Origin of the sequence: Nostoc sp. C117 (genome assembly GCF_043099735.1) — a bacterium.
In the GTDB taxonomy this organism is placed as follows: Bacteria; Cyanobacteriota; Cyanobacteriia; order Cyanobacteriales; family Nostocaceae; genus Nostoc.
In genome coordinates, this window is sequence record NZ_CP170991.1 from 807,731 (window position 1) to 826,718 (window position 18,988).

Genomic DNA, 18,988 nt, shown 5'->3' on the forward strand with positions numbered 1-18,988 from the left:
TGAATTTTAAAGCACGGGAATTTCAATCACAAATTTTGTTCCCTCTCCTAGCACCGAATAACATATCAGCTTACCACCGTGGGTTTCTTCGACGATTTGACGAGCGATCGCCAACCCCAATCCTGTACCTTTTCCGACAGATTTAGTAGTAAATAAATGGTCAAATATTTTTGATTTGACTTGTTCATTCATCCCTTTACCATTATCTAAAATGGCAATTTTCACTAGATTGCTTTCGATTGAGGTTGTAATTTTAATCAAGTTAGGATTAGCTTGAATTTCCTCAAAACTTCGTCCATGATTAGATTCATCTAAGGCATCAATAGCATTGGCAATAATATTCATAAATACCTGATTTAATTGACCAGGGAAACATTCAATTTGCGGTAAATTACTATAATTTGTGACAACTTCGATAGCAGGGCGTTGTTCATTAGCCTTGAGACGATGTTTCAAAATTAAAATTGTGCTATCAATACCTTGATGAATGTTAAATGGCACTTTGTAATCTCGATCGGCACGAGAGAAAGTACGTAAACTAGTGCTGATGTTTTTTAGTCTGTCACATGCCATACACATAGAATCAATCATCTTGGGCAAGTCGTCTAAGCTATATTCCAAATCAATTTCTTCGGCATGAGCGAGAATTTCCTCACTTTTGTTGGGTAAAGTTTTTTGATAGAGTTTCAAGTGTTCCACAAGATCGGCAAAGGTGGGTTTAGCAAGTTTTAGACTGGAAGAAATAAAACCAAGGGGATTATTCATTTCGTGAGCAACACCAGCAACTAAATTACCCAACGCAGACATTTTTTCGCTTTGCACCATTTGTAATTGTGCTTGTTGCAGGTTTTGTAAAGCAGCTTCTAGCTCTTGTGCTTTTTGTTGAAGTTGGATTTCGGCGACTTGGCGTTCGCGTAGCGCAGCTTGCTGTTCTGTAATATCATCTGCTAGGGAAGCAACTCCGATTAACTCGCCATCTGCATTTACAAGCGGATTGTTATACCAAGCACAAATGATAATTTTACCATCCTTTGTCACATTTTCATTGATACTGTAATTGCCGCCCTCCTGCGATATAATTTCGACGCTGACTCGCTCCATTTCTGCTTGAATCTTTTGAGGAATGATGAATTTGAATCCACAACCCAAAGCCTCTTGTTTGCTGTAGCCAAAGATTCTTTCTGCGGCTGGGTTCCAGTCAGTCACTTGATAATTGGTATCCCACTCTATAACTGCCAGTGGAGTTTGTTCAACTAATAACCGGAGTCGTTGCTGGGATGATTGCAAGACAGACTGTGCAGTGCTTAACTCCTCAAGCGATCGCTCTAACTGTTGGGCATTTTCTAGCGATCGCTCATAAAGTCGAGCATTTTGCAGAGAAATCGCGGCTTGGGTACAAACTAAATTCAGTAGTTCGACGCGATCGCTAGTGAACGCACCCGTTGCTAAATTATTTTCTAGATATAAAATGCCCATCAATTTACCTTGATGCAAAATCGGGCTACACAACACACTCTTGGGCTGCTGACGTATGATATAGGGATCGCTAGCTAAGGTTGCATCCTCACTTGCATCCAGTATCACAGTAGTGTGCATATCGTGCTTGACTTTGTAAATCAGCTTTAGGGGAATGTCTTGGCTATCCTCAACGGGAATGCGCTGTAAGACGACTGGCTCCATCCCTGCGGTAATTGACCCTTTAATTAGCAAGCGTTTAGCTTTGGTATCGCCTAGTGAATCTTCCCGTAACAACATGAACACGCATTTATCAGCTCCAGCATTTTCGATGACAATAGAAAGCAACGATGAAAGCAATTTTTCTAATTCGATTTCGCTTGAGATCCTTTGAGAAGCTTTGAGAATAGTCGCTAAATCTAAAGGAACAGAGATACTGCTATTGTGGGAAGTAGGGGAATTAGTGGATGTAATACTTGCAGAGAAGATTGTGTCGGTAGTGGAGAAGGGAGTATGGGTTTGTTGAAGGATAGGGGCAAGTAATTGGGGATAGCGTCTTTCCAAGTCAGCAACCTTAGCTTTTGCCCCCCAACGTGCGTAACAGTAATATGCTTCTTGCATATATCCTTGGGCGACTTTTTCTTTGCCCCAGTTGAGGTAAAATTTGCCAGCAAGTTCATTTGCTAGTGCTTGTTCTTGGATATATGTGTTTTCTTTTGCAGAAGCGATCGCGCGATCGTAGTAATCCATTGCTTCATACATCTGCCCCAACACCCGATACTTTTCTGCTTCAACCAAATAAAATTTGTGTAAATGGTTGCTGGGTGCATGGTTTGCCCATTGTTCTAGCTTTTTCTGGTTACTAACAACTTCTTGAGGGAGGCGATCGCCTTCTCTACTTTGAGCGTTGGGTAACATCGCCAGATGAGTCAATGAATCGTAAAAGTGAAACACCGGAACCATAAAACAGCCGGATACTCCACTTAAATATTGTTTGGCATCAGCCGCCACTTTGATTGCTTGCTCCCACTCATAAAACAAGTAACAAAGAATTAATTTATTGATATACAATGTTCCCATTGCATAAAGATCGTTGGCTTGCTGATGCAAAGGCAACATCATTTTTTCATCATAGATTACACCTTGAATTTGCCACGTACACTTGCTCTGAGCGACTAAATTTAAAACCGATTGGTAAAAGACTCTCAGATAGTTATGAGCAACTTCTTGTTTGAGTTGAGCCAATGCCTGATTGTAAACCTTCATCTCCGGTTCTAGGATTGACAAATCTTTTCCGAGAAAAAAGGACAGCGAACAGTAATTGTAAGCACAGTAGGCAGCATATTCTAAAGTACCCATCTCTAGCCCGCTGTGGTATCCGTCGAGTAAAGGAGTGAGTGAATTTTGAATATGATGTTTCCAAGGCTTGACGAAAGGATAAACCATATTGATGGTGCTGGCTTTAAATTCTCTACTGTGGAAGCGTGATAATAGTTCCATTGCCAGTTGACCAACGCGATCGCCTAAATCTATTTCTCCAATAATGCACAGAATTACTCCATACCAAGCATAAGCCTGTGCTGATACCGCAGCATTACCATATTCAACTGATAACCTAACTTGCTTGCAGACAATTAATGGCAGTAGTTCGGGAACGGCTTGATAAACTGCTGCTGTCACGGTTGCTAAAATTCGCATCACTGCCAGAGCTTGAAAATCTTTCATCTCAGGCAATTCCAGCAAATCTCTAAAATCTTTGTCTTTTAATATATCTTGAGTCTGTTGCAAACTTTGAGTTATATCTGCTTCCGTGGGTTCCTCTGGAAACAATATTCCAAATAATTTCAAAACAGAAAGAGCAGTTTTAATGGCTTTGGGCTGTTGGCTCTGGGCTACCTCAGCCAGAATTGTGACTTCATAGACCTTAACTTTATCTAGTAATTGACGAGCATTTTGCACTACCTCATCAACGATCTGCTCCATCTGCTGAAAGTCACCACTCAGACAAGTTACTTCTGCGGCTAAATCATGCAGAGCCAAAGTGATGTCATAACATTTCTGCCAACAAGTTGCTTGGAGAAGTTGTATTCCTTTAGTGGCGTATTCAATTGCGGCGATGTAAGCGGTTGCAGATTTTGCTCTTTGTGCAGCCACGAGATTTAGTTTTGCTAATTCTTCACGTTCAGTTTCTGAGACAATTAAATCGGCTCCTTTATTTAATTGATTGACAATTTCAAAGATTTTTTCCTCTTTTTCTGTCTCGCTTATCACACTTAAAAGCAATTGCCCAATTTTTAAATGCGTCAGTTGTTTTTGATTATCGGGAATCAAGGAATAAGCAGCTTGTTGGACGCGATCGTGTAAAAATTTGTATGTAACAGTCTCTTGATTTTCGGATGTACCTGTTAGAGTTTCAGTCCCGATATAAAACTTATAAACATCTCCAATCGGTAAAATTAGTCCTTCTTGTAATGCTTTCCACAAAGCTGTAGCTGTTTCGATTTCTGATTGTTGGGAAACAATTGCTAAATTTGCTAACTCAAAGGAGTTGCCAATACAAGCTGCTAGCTGCAAAACTTTTTGAGTTGATGGGGGTAGTTTTCGCAATTGAAAACTCATAAAAGACACAACATCATCTGTAATCGCTTGAGTTTTAACTTGCGCTATGTCACATTGCCAACAGCTTAACTCAAAATCAAATTGAATTAATCCATCATGATGTAGTGACTTGAGGAACTGTGTCGTAAAAAATGGATTACCTTGAGTTTTTTGATAGATTAATTGAGAAAGAGACCATGCCAAAGTTTCCGGATATTTGAGCGTGTCAGCAACTAATTGATTTACTTGTAATTGACTGAGAGGTGTTAAATTAATTGTATTAATCGTTGCTTGATTTTTTTGAATATCACTCAAGTTCAACATTAATAGATGTCCTGAGTGGACTTCGTTATCACGGTATGCACCAATTAATAAAAGATGACCTGTATCAGTCATTAATAACTGCATTAAATGCAATGATGCCGAATCTGCCCATTGCAAATCATCTAAAAATATTACTAATGGATGTTCAACACAAGTAAAGACTTGAGTAAATTTTTGAAACAATAAATTAAATCGATTTTGTGCCGCTGCTCCTGATAACTCTATCGCTGGTGGTTGTTCGCCAATAATTGTTGAAAGTTCAGGAATGACTTCAATAATTACCTGTCCATTTTCTCCAACAGCATCTAATATTTGGTTTTTCCATTGTTGGATTTGAGCATCGCTTTCTCTCAATAATTGATCCATTAAATCCCGAAATGCTTGCACAAATGCACTGAAGGGAATATTCCGTTGAAATTGATCGTATTTGCCTTTAATAAAATAACCGCGTTGTCTAACAATCGGTTTATGAACTTCGTTGACAACTACTGTTTTTCCAATTCCCGAAAACCCCGCTACTAACATCATCTCCGTTGCACCAAGACTGACTCGCTCAAATGCTTGGAGTAAAGTTTCTACTTCGGCTTCTCTACCATAGAGTTTGTCGGGAATAATGAAGCGATCGCACACATCCTTCTGGCCAATTTCAAAACTCTGAATTTCATCAGTTTCTTGTAATTGATGTAAACAATTTTCTAAATCAAACTTCAGTCCCAATGCACTCTGATATCTGTCCTCGGCATTTTTCGCCATCAATTTCATCACAATATTGCAGAGTACTTGGGGAATCTTTTCTCTCAATCCTAATGCCATAGGCATTTTAGCAATATGAGAATGTACCAACTCCATCGGATCGTTAGATACAAAAGGTAAATTTCCTGTAAGTAACTCGTAAAATGTTACACCGACTGAATAAAAATCAGTTCGATAGTCAATCCCCCGATTCATTCTTCCTGTTTGTTCTGGAGAAATATAAGCGAGCGTCCCTTCTAACACATTGGGATTGATTAGGATTTGGGTTTCCCGAGGTAGTAAAGATGCAATACTAAAGTCAATTAATTTAACTTCTTTTGTTTGGGGATTAATTAAAATATTGGCGGGTTTAATATCTTTATGAATAATTCGCTCTCGATACAATATATCTAAGATATTGCACAGCGCGATCGCTATTTCTAAAAACTCTTGTAGAGACGCGACATATCCTGTCTCTGGTGAGGTGAAATATTCCTTGAGGGAAATCCCCCCAAAGTCTTCCATCACCAATGCATAGCCATTTTCATATGGTTCTAGACTATAGGTTTGTATTATCAGCGATGAGTTGAGATTTTTAGCAATACTATACTGATTACGAAAGGATAACAGTTCGCTGAAACTCGGATAAGGATTTTTCAGCAGTTTAATCACAACGGGTAATGAGTCAGTTTCTCGATATCCTCGATAAACTAGGGTTCTGGAACCATTGTAAAGTTCTTCACTGATGCGATATCCGGGAATACTGACAATATTGTTAAGCATATAGTATACTTTTAAATCTTTAAGATTTCCAGATTTATTATTCCCAGATATCGGAAGCTGGTTAACAGTATGAACTGTTATACCAATTTTTTATGAAGCTGCATATAATTCAATTCGATCCCCCTTAGCCCCCCTTAAGAAGGGGGGAACCAAAAAAAGCTCTATTAAAGTCCCCCTTTTTAAGGGGGATTTAGGGGGATCAAGATATGTGCAACTTCACGTTAAATTGGTATTACACAAAATTATTGGGAAGATGCATGAAACTGTAGAAGGCTGGAATGATTGCCAAGCAAAGTTTTTAGCTTTATGCAACCTTATACAAAATTGGTATTACCCCTCTTTTGTTACTCTGAGAAAATAAAAATAAGAGCCAAATTTTCAACTGTAGATATAACGGGCATTTGAGCGTTTATTTTCTAACACAATGCCTGAAATCAAGGTTTTTGGTAAAAGTCTTATGCTGTAAGCATTCAAGATTATTCTCTCCCGAAAGTGAAAAAAGAGGGATTACACATTTAACTTTTACATTTGGCTGATGACTAATAACTCTCAACCATCAACAATTAGGGACTTACAAATCAAAAATATCCCACTGTTCATAGTCAACACTTCGGCTCATTTCGACTACGCTCAATGACCAACGCTCAAATCGAGCGACTTGCACTGAGCGGCGTCGAAATGAGTCGAGATTCAGTGACCACAGTCAGCAACTTCAAGCCATTGTTTTTATTTTTTGGAGTTCCTTTATAAAGAATGTTCATACAAAATTGATACTGGAATTTCAATAATAAATTCTGTACCCTCACCCAGAACTGAGTTAAAACTCAATTTTCCATCGTGGGTTTCTTCAACGATTTGCCGAGCGATCGCTAACCCTAATCCTGTACCTTTACCGACAGGTTTGGTAGTAAATAAATGGTCAAATATTTTCTGCTTAACTTCTTCATTCATTCCCTTAGCATTATCAGCAATTGTAATTGTTATGCTGTTATTTTCTATGGAAGTGGTAATTCTAATGCAGTTAGGATTGGCTTGAATTTCTTCAAAACTTCGTCCAATATTAGATTCATCTAAGGCATCAATAGCATTGGCTATTATATTCATAAATACCTGATTTAATTGTCCAGGAAAACATTCTACTTCAGGTAAGTTACCGTAATTTGTGACAACTTTTATAGCTGGACGTTGTTCATTAGACTTCAGACGATGTTTCAAAATTAAAATTGTGCTATCGATTCCTTGGTGGAGATTGAAAGGTACTTTGTAATCTTGATCGGCACGAGAGAAAGTTCTCAAACTAGTACTGATATTTTTTAGCCTGTCGCACGCCATTGTCATAGAATCAATCATCTTGGGCAAGTCTTCTAAGCTATATTCCAAGTCGATTTCTGCGGCGTGGTATTTGATTTGATCGCTTCCATTGGGAAAGCTTTCTTGATAGAGTTTTAAATGTTCAACAAGATCGGCAATGGTAGGTTTAGCAAGTTTGAGACTCACAGCAATAAAACCAAGGGGATTATTCATTTCATGAGCGACTCCAGCAACTAAGTTACCCAATGCAGACATTTTTTCACTTTGGACAATTTGTAATTGGGCATTTTGCAGATCGGTTAGTGCTTGTGCTAAGTCAAGTGATTTTTGCTGCAAGGCAAGTTCAGCAAGTTTGCGATCGCTAATATCTCGCATCACAACCACGGCACCGAGTTTATTGCCCGAAGAATCGAAGATTGCTTGTCCGCTAGCTAACAAAATTCTCCTCAAACCATGCTTTGGTGCAATTATCATTTCGGCATTTTCGACGATTTCCCCTTGCAAGGCGCGAAATAAAGGAATTTCCGTGGTTGATAGACGTGTTTGCCCATCCGGTTGATAGAGATCGAAATGTTCTGCCCATTGTTCTGCTGCTAATGATTCTACTGGTAAGCCATGAAATTCACGAGTTGCTTTGTTAAATAGAGTCAATTTGCCACTAGCATCACAAACAACAATTCCATCGGTAATATTGTGAATTATGGCATTCAAAAACTCTCGTTCTTTGGCTAGAGATGCTTCGGCCTCTTTGGCATTGCTAATATCAATCATCACCCCATCCCATAGGATGGCGCCATCAGGTTGTCGTTCTGGCCGAGCAGTAGATCGAACCCATTTTACTGTTTCTGGAGGTAAAATAATCCGACATTGTACTTCAAATGGTGTCAGAGTTTGGGCTGAATAGGCGATCGCTTGGGCAATAGCCGATTGATCGTCAGGATGATTCATCTTGTAAAGGCTATGCGTCCCTGCCATCACCTGCTCTGGCGCTAACCCATATAATTCCAAACAGCCAGAGCTAACATAGGGTGTTGAAGTTGAACCGTCAGCAGCTAGACGAAATTGGTACACCATACCAGGAATATTATTGGCCAAATTTTGGAAACGAATTTCATTAGCCTGTAATTTCCCCAGAGATTGTTTCAACTGTTGAGCATAGTTCTGGGAATGTCGATAAAGTCGGGCATTTTCTAGAGAAATTGCAGCTTGAGCGCAAAGTAAATTCAGTAGTTGGACGCGATCGCTTGTAAAGGCTCCAGTTACCAAATTATTTTCCAGATATAATATACCTAGCAACTTACCCTGATGTAAAATCGGACTACACAAGATACTCTTGGGCTGCTGTTGCTGAATATACGAGTCATTGATTAATTGCGGATCTCTCGTGGCATCAATAATCACCACTGATTGTAAGCTGCGTTTGACGATATTAATTAAGCCAATTGGCACATCAATAGAGTCTTCAACAGACTGTGGGTTGAGCAACATCGGGTAAAAATCGACTTTAGCAGTCTGGTTTTGGACAACGCTTGCGGAAAGCTGTGCTAGCGCCTGAACCAGTAAACGTCCTGACTCCAAAAGCATGAACGCACACTTATCAGCTCCCGCATTTTCAATGACGATATGCAGTAATGCTGAGAGCAGTTTTTCGAGTTCGATTTCCCCAGAAAGGGTTTGGGATGCTTTGAGAATGGTAGCCAAATCTAAAGCAACAGAGACGCTACTGCTGGAAGTGGCGGAAGTGACTGAGGTGACACTCCCCAATGTAAAGATAGTTTCGTTAGTTGAAAGGTGAGCACGGGTTTGCTCTAAGATAGGGGTGAGAAGTTGGGGATAGCGTCGTTCCAAGTCGGCGACTTTGGCTTTAGCACCCCAACGAGCATAGCCGTAGTAGGCTTGGGTTATGTATTCCTGGGCAATCCGTTGTTTACCCCAGTCGAGGTAAAATTTAGCTGCCAGTTCATTGGCCAGCGCTTCTTCTTGGATGTAATGGTTTTTTTTGGCTTCGGTAATGGCGCGATCGTACAAATCTATTGCCTCGACTTTATTGCCTTGCACTCGCTCTCGTTCCGCCTCGACTAGATGAAACTTGTGCAAGAAATTCATCGGGGCATGAATTGCCCAATATTTGAGTTTTTCTTGGTTGACAGCGATGCATTCCTTTGCCTGCTGCTGTTCTGGGGTTGGAAGTCGCTCAAACCATGCTAGTTGAGCTAAAGACTCATAAAAATGAAAGCTCGGTACATATACGAAACCAAGGACAGCATCCAAATACTGTCTTGCCTGCCTAGCCTGTTCTACGGCTTGTTCAAAGTCTGAAAACAGATAGGACACAACCAGTTTATGAATCCCCAGCAATGCTAATCCGCTGCGATCGCCTGCTGCTTCATGTAATGGAAGTTGATGCTGTTCATTGTAGGCTGCACCGTTCAACACCAACACGTTATCTGCATCGCCCATTAAATTGAGCAAAACTTGTCGAATCAACTGGGAATAAGTCAGACTTAGATTTTGCTTGAGATGCTTGAGTGCTTCACAATATCCAGCAATATCAGACTCCAGTTGCGTTAAATTCTGTCCGGCAAAAAAGGAGTAAAAACCGTAGTTATACGCAGAGAAGCCCGCGAAAGCCAAATCACCCACATCTAAACAACTACAATAGGTCATCTGCAAGGGATTTAATATCTCACCCAGGTGCATTTTCCAATGTCTTGTGTACAAATACACTAGTAATAAAGTTTTCCCTTTTAATTCAGAATTTTGATAACGTGAAAGTAGGTCGAGGGCTAACTGACCGAATTCATAACCTAATTCGACGTTTCCGACCACACCACACATCAATATCCCATAAGAGGCATAGCTAAAAGTCGAGGTTGAATCATTGCCATACACGACAGACAGATAAACCTTTTTTAAAATCACCAGTAAATACAGGGGTGGCACAGCCACATAAGCGCCGGGTGCTACCGATGTCAAAATTCGAGCCGCCGCCAGGATGTTCGCATCCCTTGCTTGGCTGAGGTTGAGTAACTCGGCAGGTAACCGCTCTCCAATCGCATCTGAAACGATACTAAAGGCAGTTGCCACATCATCCTGGGTAGGCGCTGCGGGCAGTTCCACTCCCAATTGCTTTAAAATCGCAAGTGCTGCTGCGATCGCCTCGGTAAATTCACCCTGAGCGATGAATGCCTCAATCTTCACCTCATAAACGCTGATTCGATCTAATGGGGTTTTGGCGTGGTTTAGGACAAGGTTCGCAAAGACTGCCATCTGCTCTAAATTACCGCTCAGATAGGCGGCTTCTGTGGCAACTTGATGTAGTGTTAGGGTTAACTCATACTGATGCTGCCAACTGTTTTGGGCAAGTAACCCAATGCCTACTTGAGCATATTTGCAGGCGGCAGCATAGGCAGTCGCCGCTTTTGCCTTGCGACTTGCCATCAGGTTAAATTGCGCCAATTCTCGACGTTCTGCTGATTGAGCGATCGAGTCAACTGCAACATTGAGTTGACTGACGATTTCAAAAATGCGTTCTTCCCGATTGCTTTCCGGAGTGTTATTCAGGAGTAACTGTCCAATTTTCAGGTGAACGGGTTGTTTTTCATCGCCAGGAATTAGGGAGTATGCCGCTTGTTGCACCCGGTCATGTAAAAATCTATATGCAACAATCTCAGAATTTTGTTGGGTAACTGGTTGATGTTCTCCCCCAACATAAAACTTATAAATTTCACTTTGGGGTAAAATCAAACCTTCCTGTAAGGCTTTCCATAAACTTGCAGCCGCTTCTATCTGCGACTTTTCAGAAACGATCGCCAACGTCGCCAAATCGAATTGATTGCCGATACAGGCTGCCAGTTTTAGAACATTTTGTGTGATGTCAGGCAATTTTTGAAGTTGTTGTGCCATAAATTCCACCACATCATCGGTGAGAGCAAGCAATTGCACTTGCGCCACATCACACTGCCAAAAACCTGCCTCCCAATCAAAGCTAATTAACCCATCCTCATACAGCGCTTTTAGAAACTGAGTCGTGAAAAAGGGATTGCCTTTGGCTTTTTGATAAACCAACTCTGTCAACGGCAATGCCTGTTCAGTTGGGCAACTGAGAGAGTCGGCGATTAAATGGTTCACATCTGCTATCTTCAACGCAGCTAAAATCAAAGTATTGACGCCAGAAGATGCCTTTTCAATTTCATCTAACGTCAACATCAGTGGATGAGCTGCAAATACCTCGTTATCGCGGTATGCACCAATAATGAATAGATAGCTGCAATCATTCTGAGCCATTAACAGCTTCAGCAAATTCAGCGATGCCGAATCTGCCCACTGCAAGTCATCGAGAAACATTACCAACGGATGCTCTCTTGTGGTGAAGACTTGAATGAATTTTTGGAACAGCAGATTGAAGCGGTTCTGTGCCGCACTACCCGATAGTTCTGCGATCGGAGGCTGTTTGCCGATCAGCTGCTCTAGTTCCGGAATCACCTCGATTAGAAGTTGCCCGTTCTCTCCAACTGCCGCTAAAATCTTACTCTGCCATTGCTCTAGCTGAGTATCGCTTTCACTGAGCAACTGTCCCATCAAGTCACGAAAGGCTTGGACAAAGGCAGACAGAGGAATATTGCGGTTGAATTGGTCATATTTGCCCTTGATGAAATAGCCGTTCCACCGGATGATCGGCTTATGCACTTCATTAACAACTGCGGTTTTACCGATGCCAGAGAAACCTGCCACCAACATCAGTTGGGAACCACCATTGGCAACATGACCAAATGCCTCTAGTAAGGTCTGTACTTCCGATTCCCGTCCGTAGAGTTTTTCTCTGATGAGAAAGCGATCGCTAATATCTCGCTGTCCCAACTCAAACCAGGTATGTTTGCCTGTTTCTCGCCACTGTTCTAAACAGGTCACTAGGTCATGTTTAAGTCCCAACGCACTCTGATAGCGGTCTTCAGCGTTCTTTGCCATCAGTTTGCGGATAATCTCTCCTAGCATCAAGGGCAAATCCGGGTTGAAATCGCAGACTAAGGGTGGAAGTTTGGCAATGTGGCAATGCACCAACTCCATCGGTTCATAAGACTCAAAGGGCAATTGTCCACTCAGTAGTTCAAAGAAAGTCACACCTAATGAATAGAAGTCGCTGCGGTAGTCAATGCCTCTGTTCATCCGCCCAGTTTGCTCTGGCGACAGATACGCTAGCGTTCCCTCCAGTCCGTTGAGACTTTGGAGCTCCTGAGTTTCTCGTGGTAAGAGCGAGGCAATACTGAAGTCAATCAGCTTGATTTGTCTGCTGTCAGGGTGAATCAGAATGTTGGCTGGTTTAATGTCTTTATGAATGACCCGATGATGATGTAACTGGTGTAAGCTGTCTAGCAGTTGCAAAGCTATGGGTTGAAATTGCTCTAGTGTTAGTGTTTTTCCTTGAGTAAATTGCCGTAAGGAAATGCCACCAAAGTCTTCCATGACTAGGGCATAGCCATTGTAATAAGCTTCCAGGCTGTAGGGTTTGATAATGCCGGGAATATCTAGGTTTTTGGCGATGGTATATTGGTTGCGAAACTGTACTAGTTCGCTGAAGGTAGGGTATTCTCGTTTTAAGAGCTTGATGACAACTGGTAGGCGATCGCATTCTCGTATTGCTCGGTATACTTGGGTACGAGAACCTGAATAAAGTTGCTCTATAACTTGGTAGCCAGCAAACCTGACATCCCCATCAACTTTTTCGCTCATAAATTTTTACGAGAATTTCTTTATACTAGCGTTATAATTCCCAGGACAATATCTTGGTTAACAAACGTTAGAAAAGTTAAATTGGGCGTTGGGCATTGGGAGTGCTGATTTAAGAGTTTTTTTTCTCTCGTTGTCCTGCCTCCTACCCCCTGCCTCTAAACGGATGGTATCCGCAGCAAAGCTTGTAAATCCAGAGATGCCAGATGATTATAAGCTTGATCTATCATGCGTTTGCCTCTAAGAAAGCCTGTGTTAGCTCCGGGACAAATGTACTGGAGAGTTTCTGGTGTAAAACGTTCTAATAAGAACCGAATACTATTAATTTGTCGAGGCCAATGAAAGGTTTTCGCTGTGCGTAATGGTACTGGTTTACTCTCCTCACTAGGGACTAAATGGCGACCAGAAAATAATATACCTCCCAGCTTACTATAGTATAGGCAAGATGAGCCGGGAGAATGACCTGGTGTCCAAATGACTTGGACTGCTGCATCGAGAGTAAATTCCTGATTAAAGGTAGTTACCGCTAAACCTGGTAATAAATAAGCTTCTTGCTCTTGAATCAGCACTTTGCAGCCATAGATTTGCTGAAATTCAGCAGTCTTACCAATAGCGCCGCGATGGGTGAGAAATAACCAACCAACGCCTCCATGTGCTGCTAAAAAATCTTGATTTGTTTGGTCTAGGTTAGGACAATCTATGAGGATATTACTTTCATTTCTTACAATAAAATAAGAAGTTCCCCCTAATGTATCCCGATTGGGTGGAAAAGCAAAAATGCTTTGTTGTGCGAAGTCTGATTGCAGAGAATCTCTGCTAGGAATTTCGTCAGGAAAAACAGCCCGTGGTGGCTTAGTTGTCTGACTTGGCTGTTGAGGTAAAGGGAACATAATAAAATAACCGACTAGGGACTGGGGACTAGGAACTGGGGATAAGAGGTAATGGGGACACTTCGACGACAAGCTCAGTGCATCGCTGGGGACTGGGGAAGATTTGTATGAAGATTAGTACGCCAAGCAAATCTTAAAAGAATTTCTTTCCCAATACCCAATTCCCTTTGAGGTCTGCCTTGTAGTTAATGCTATGGTGCTAAAGCTACTGGTGGGGCGTTCTGTCAAAATTAGTGAAGATAATATGGCATTTTGGTTTTTGTTTCTCCTCCTACTAGGGCTAGCTACTTATCTAATGGTGCAGCACAGCGTCGCTCAGATCACCAGGACGCCAGTATGGTTATTGTGGTTGGTTTTAATGACACCAGCATTTATTTTGACTGGATGGACGGCGATATATGGGGTGAAACAACCTCCGCCACCAGGGCTGTTCATGTGGTCTTTATTTGTCTGCATACTCTTATACTCAATATTGTTTAAATGGGGGCGTCGATCGCCTAGAGATACACAGAACCCACCCCAAGCCCAAGCCTCAGAATCAGCGCTGACTATGCAACCTACCCCAGAACCAACAACCCGTCCCATTGAACCAAGGGAAGAAACCCAACTGCGAAATTGTTTTCCTTGGTCTGTATACTACGTTCAAAATATTGAGTATCGACCACAAGCGGTCATTTGTCGTGGTCAGTTGCGAACTAAAGCCAGCAATGCTTACCAGCAGATTAAGACTAATATTGAAGCACAATTTGGCGATCGCTTTCTGTTGATTTTTCAAGAAGGTTTCAATGGTAAACCTTTCTTTGTACTAGTTCCCAATACTCAAGCTGCTAAACAGACAAATACACCACGACGCGACCAGGAACAGCTAACTAGACCGAGATTAGCTCTTTTACTACTAGTAGTTACTTTGCTAACTACTACTTTGGTGGGAGTACAAATTGCTGGTGTTTCCCTCCCACCAACAAGAGAAATGGGATCTTTCCTCAAAGTTTTATTTAGCCCAAATGTTCTGCTCAAGGGTTTACCCTATGCCTTAGGACTAATGAGTATTTTGGGTACTCATGAACTTGGGCATTATCTAACAGCTAAATTTTACAATATTCGCTCTACGTTGCCTTACTTTATTCCCATACCTTTATTTTTGGGAACTTTTGGCGCATTCATTCAAATGCGTAGTCCTATTCCCAACCGCAAGGCTTTATTTGACATTAGCATTGCTGGCCCACTTGCGGGCTTTGTTATCACCTTACCCTTACTAATCTGGGGCTTGGCTCATTCTGATGTGGTTTCCTTAACAGAAAAAACCCAAGTTTTCGATTTTGATGCCCTCAATCCCAAGTATTCTATCTTATTAGCGCTACTCTCAAAGTTAGCCTTGGGAAGTCAGTTAACAGCAAAATCTGCTCTTGACTTGCATCCAGTTGCAGTAGCTGGCTTTTTAGGATTAGTTGTCACGGCGTTGAATTTAATGCCTGTAGGACAATTAGATGGAGGTCACATTGTTCATGCAATGTTTGGACAGCGAACCGCAATTGTAATTGGTCAAATAGCTCGTGTGTTGTTACTATTACTTTCTTTGATTCGGGAAGAACTTTTGTTGTGGGCGATTATTTTATTATTTATGCCGTTGATTGATGAACCTGCACTAAATGATGTCACTGAATTGGATAATGGTCGTGACATTTGGGGATTACTAGCAATGGCTTTGTTGGTTATTATTGTTTTGCCGTTACCCCAAGCGATCGCCAATTTTTTGCAAATTTAACAACTATCAACACAGCGAAACAAAATTATATAAACACTCTTTATAATCGTTGACGTTTGACGGTTATCGGTTATCGGTCAACCGTCAACCATCATCACATAAATGTACAAGCTAAATGCATAATAGCTTATTTGATGTTTGAAAAGATACGTAGAGGGTGTTATCTACTGCGTAACGCTAACTACCAAATTAAATAACTGTATGGGTAATGGATGAATTACCCTTACCCATACAGTTATTGTTTGTGTAAGCCTTATTAAAGCTAATGTGGTTCAGTTTTTTTGACTTGCGTATACACAGTAAGGTTTTTTGGAGGCAATATTTTGTATTAAAACTAGCTTGATACTGAATTAGCTGCTTCGGAGGCCTTCGCCGCAGGTGGAAAACCACCCATACGAATCTCAGAAGTAAAGGAAGTGATACTAAACCCACCAAAGCGCTTTAAGACATTCACCCGCATTCGCAGATTCGGGCTAGCAAACCACAGACGCTCCTCAGATTTCATGGTTTCATCTTCTGTAGTTAGGGTTAAAGCACCATCACTATCTATCTGATAGCGTCCAGCAACTGGAATTTTCTTGTGATTAACTATTTCCCGCAGTAACTTGCCTTGGGTGGGATTATTAGCATCAGGTATTGAAACTAATACAGTTGAACCACTATCTTTTGCTTGATTCAGTTCCATCGTAGTGTTCCAGCTGACTTTCAGGGCACAGGAGGCCGAACTAGGATTAATTTCGTACTGCTGGCACAATTTGCTTACTTCTGGATGATCTGTTGCCAGTGTCTCAATGATGATATCTGACTTGCCATTTTCAGATTGATTAAAAGCCAGATGATGAATAGTACGATGGGAAAACCATTTACCAGCACTTAACTGAAAAAACTCTTCAATATTCATGAATCAAATTACCCTGCATTAAAATGCTAAAATTCCCACTTAATTATTATTAAAAGGTAAAACGAGGCTTTAATATTAAGCTTGATTGCCTATTTCCTCAAGCCTCTTGAGGCTAATTCTCGCTGCCTCAGCAACGTTGAAATGATTGTCTTTTTCCAGATATTTCAAAGCTGAGACGCTCTTGGGAGTGGGAAGATTGCCCAAGGCTTCTGCCAAACGTTGCCTGATTAACCAATCATCTGATTGGGCAAATCGCAGGATACTATCCACAGACTGAATATCTTTAATTTCTCCCAGCGCAGAGATTGCAGCCTCTTGCAATACTATTTCTTTGCTATCAAGGGCTTGAAGCAGAACTTCACGGGCGCGGGGGTCTTTAATGTTACCTAGAGAAACGGCTGCACTAAAGCGTACTAACCAATCAGTATCTTCGTAAAATGCCCGTGAGAGTGCCTCAAAAGCTCTAGCATCACCCAAATATCCTAAGGCACCAGCGGCATCAGCACGAATGCCATAATCTGGGTCAGTTTCCAGAATTCTCACCAAAATTGAATAACATTCTGGCGTGGGCTTGACTCCAAGGGCAAATATTGCCATTGATCGCAGTTGCAAAGATTCGTCGTCTAGTACCTTCTTAATCAAAGGCACTGCATCCTCTGCGGCAATATGACGCAGATTAGCAAGGGCTACCATGCGATCGCGTAAATTCGGACTTTCTAACTGAGTAGAAATTTCTTCTAAGCTTAAAGCTGTCATTTACTTCAAAACGTTTTCTTTACTTATCTTAATTTATCCGATTCCTTTATTATGCTGTCGCCATAGTTAAGTAGGATTTTGGCGACTTTACAAAATGACTCAATTATGAGTGAAAACTAAATAAATGTTACTTTCCATCCTGGCAAAATCTATCTGGCATCTTTGCGAGGGTTTCCCATCACTCGATCAAAATCATTCAAATTCCATCCCGCATCTCCCATTTTCTGCGTCGTCGGGTCTTTCTGAGGCTAAGGATTATGGAACTTCAAGGCAGATTAGCTTATTTTGTCGTTACCTTACTAGGGACAGACTGATATAGTCTTTCTCACCGTTTGCAAGTTTATACAATAATATGCAAGTTCTATTTTTGTGTGTAACCTATGCCAGGAACGAGACTTGAACTCGTGACACGAGGATTTTCAGTCCTAGCTCAACTTTTAAAAAAACTCATATATACCAAGCATTCCACACTCAGCAACCAGGTTCATCTCTCGACTGGATGCAAGTTTACTGCGAAAATAGTAATGTAGACACGCAAAAGAGGACAGTGTGAGAGAAATTACGCCAAGAAATAATAAAGGTGCTATCATCATTCGCTTCACTTTTAGCGGCAAGGAATACTGCTTTAGTCCGATACCTGGTAGCAAGTATTCAGATCCGCTAGCACTCGCAAAAGCTGAGGAGATCGCTAACCGTATCCGTCAAGACTGTATAACTGGATACTTTGACCCCACACTGACAAAGTACAAGCCAAATGCTCTACAAGGTAGAACAAAGGAAGCAGCCATTAGAGACGCTGAGGAGGCTAAAGCTGAGGTTGCTGCACGGATGTCAGTGAACGCAATCGATCTATTGCAATTATTTAATGACTTCACTAAGTTCAAATCTAAAACTTTGGCATCAAACAGCATGATTGATTACAACCGTATTCAGAACAAGCTAAGGAAGTGTCCTCACAAACTAGTACGAGACGCTGTTTATGTCATGCAATGGCTAGTATCAGATCATGAGGGCACTTCCACAAGTAGCATTGAGAAGCAATGGAAGCTGATAAATGCTTGCTGTAAATGGGGTGTATCCACTAATAAACTGCAATCAAATCCCTTTGAAGGTCTAAGGAATCTTATTCCGACGACAAAACACACGGATACCCAGGATGACATCAACCCGTTTACTGATAACGAGCGCAAACAGATAATACAAGCGTTCTATGCTAGCGATCGTTATAAACACTACGCTCCTTTAGTAGAATTCTTGTTTGGCACTGGTTGCCGTCCAGAGGAAGCCCTAGCACTTCAATGGAAACACGTCAAGGAGGGGAAGATAACTTTTTGTCAAAGACTGACAGCAAGTGGTGTTATCGAGCCAGGTACAAAGACACAGCAAAGACGCTCTATTACGGTAAATGTTGCCATGCAGTCTGTCCTCAGTGAGATAAAGACCGATAGTGCGTTACCGAACGATTATTTGTTTCCAGCAAAAAAGGGAGGGCTTATAGACTGGCATAACTTCTCTAACCGTGCATGGAAATCAGTACTCAACAGTTTGCCGAATATCGAGTATAGAAACCCTTACCAAATGAGACATACGGCGATAACAGCAATGGTCAAGAGTGGGTCTGACAGTACAATTGTTGCGAGATGGGTGGGGAACTCACCGAACATGATCTCTAAAAAATATTTGGGTGATGTTAGTGACATTGTGATGCCAGAGAGTTAGTCACTCTTTAGTGAGCGTATACCCTAT

The 18,988-nt window shown here is 41.4% G+C and carries 7 protein-coding genes; 2 read left to right on the forward strand and 5 right to left on the reverse strand.

The window, feature by feature from the left end:
- Window positions 1–6: 6 nt before the first annotated feature.
- The 3 genes from ACFG4S_RS05030 to ACFG4S_RS05040 form a co-directional block, all read right to left on the reverse strand.
- Window positions 7–5,892, reverse strand: coding sequence for an AAA family ATPase (locus ACFG4S_RS05030; protein WP_392533751.1), 5,886 nt, complete (start codon window positions 5,890–5,892; stop codon window positions 7–9).
- 744 nt (window positions 5,893–6,636) lie between these two features.
- Entirely contained in the window at window positions 6,637–12,933 is a 6,297-nt protein-coding gene (locus ACFG4S_RS05035; RefSeq protein ID WP_392533752.1) for an AAA family ATPase, read from the reverse strand.
- Between the two features lie 155 nt (window positions 12,934–13,088).
- The gene (locus ACFG4S_RS05040) at window positions 13,089–13,820 is read right to left on the reverse strand and encodes an MBL fold metallo-hydrolase (protein ID WP_392533753.1); all 732 of its coding nucleotides are present in this window, start codon (window positions 13,818–13,820) and stop codon (window positions 13,089–13,091) included.
- A gap of 244 nt (window positions 13,821–14,064) precedes the next feature.
- Here ACFG4S_RS05040 and ACFG4S_RS05045 point away from each other — a divergent pair, with 244 nt between their 5' ends.
- The gene (locus tag ACFG4S_RS05045) at window positions 14,065–15,585 is read left to right on the forward strand and encodes a site-2 protease family protein (protein WP_392535911.1); all 1,521 of its coding nucleotides are present in this window, start codon (window positions 14,065–14,067) and stop codon (window positions 15,583–15,585) included.
- 334 nt (window positions 15,586–15,919) lie between these two features.
- On the opposite strand, the gene ACFG4S_RS05050 is transcribed toward ACFG4S_RS05045, so the two are convergent.
- Both ACFG4S_RS05050 and ACFG4S_RS05055 read right to left on the reverse strand, forming a co-directional pair.
- Complete coding sequence (locus ACFG4S_RS05050; RefSeq protein WP_392533754.1) at window positions 15,920–16,486, reverse strand: phycobiliprotein lyase; 567 nt, start codon at window positions 16,484–16,486, stop codon at window positions 15,920–15,922.
- A gap of 75 nt (window positions 16,487–16,561) precedes the next feature.
- Entirely contained in the window at window positions 16,562–17,242 is a 681-nt protein-coding gene (locus tag ACFG4S_RS05055) for a HEAT repeat domain-containing protein (RefSeq protein ID WP_392533755.1), read from the reverse strand.
- A 549-nt stretch (window positions 17,243–17,791) separates the two neighbouring features.
- Between ACFG4S_RS05055 and xerC the strand changes: the two genes are divergently transcribed.
- Window positions 17,792–18,961 carry a tyrosine recombinase XerC gene (gene xerC / locus ACFG4S_RS05060; protein ID WP_392533756.1) on the forward strand — a complete coding sequence of 390 codons (1,170 nt, stop codon included), beginning with the start codon at window positions 17,792–17,794 and terminating at the stop codon, window positions 18,959–18,961.
- The last annotated feature ends 27 nt before the right edge of the window (window positions 18,962–18,988 follow it).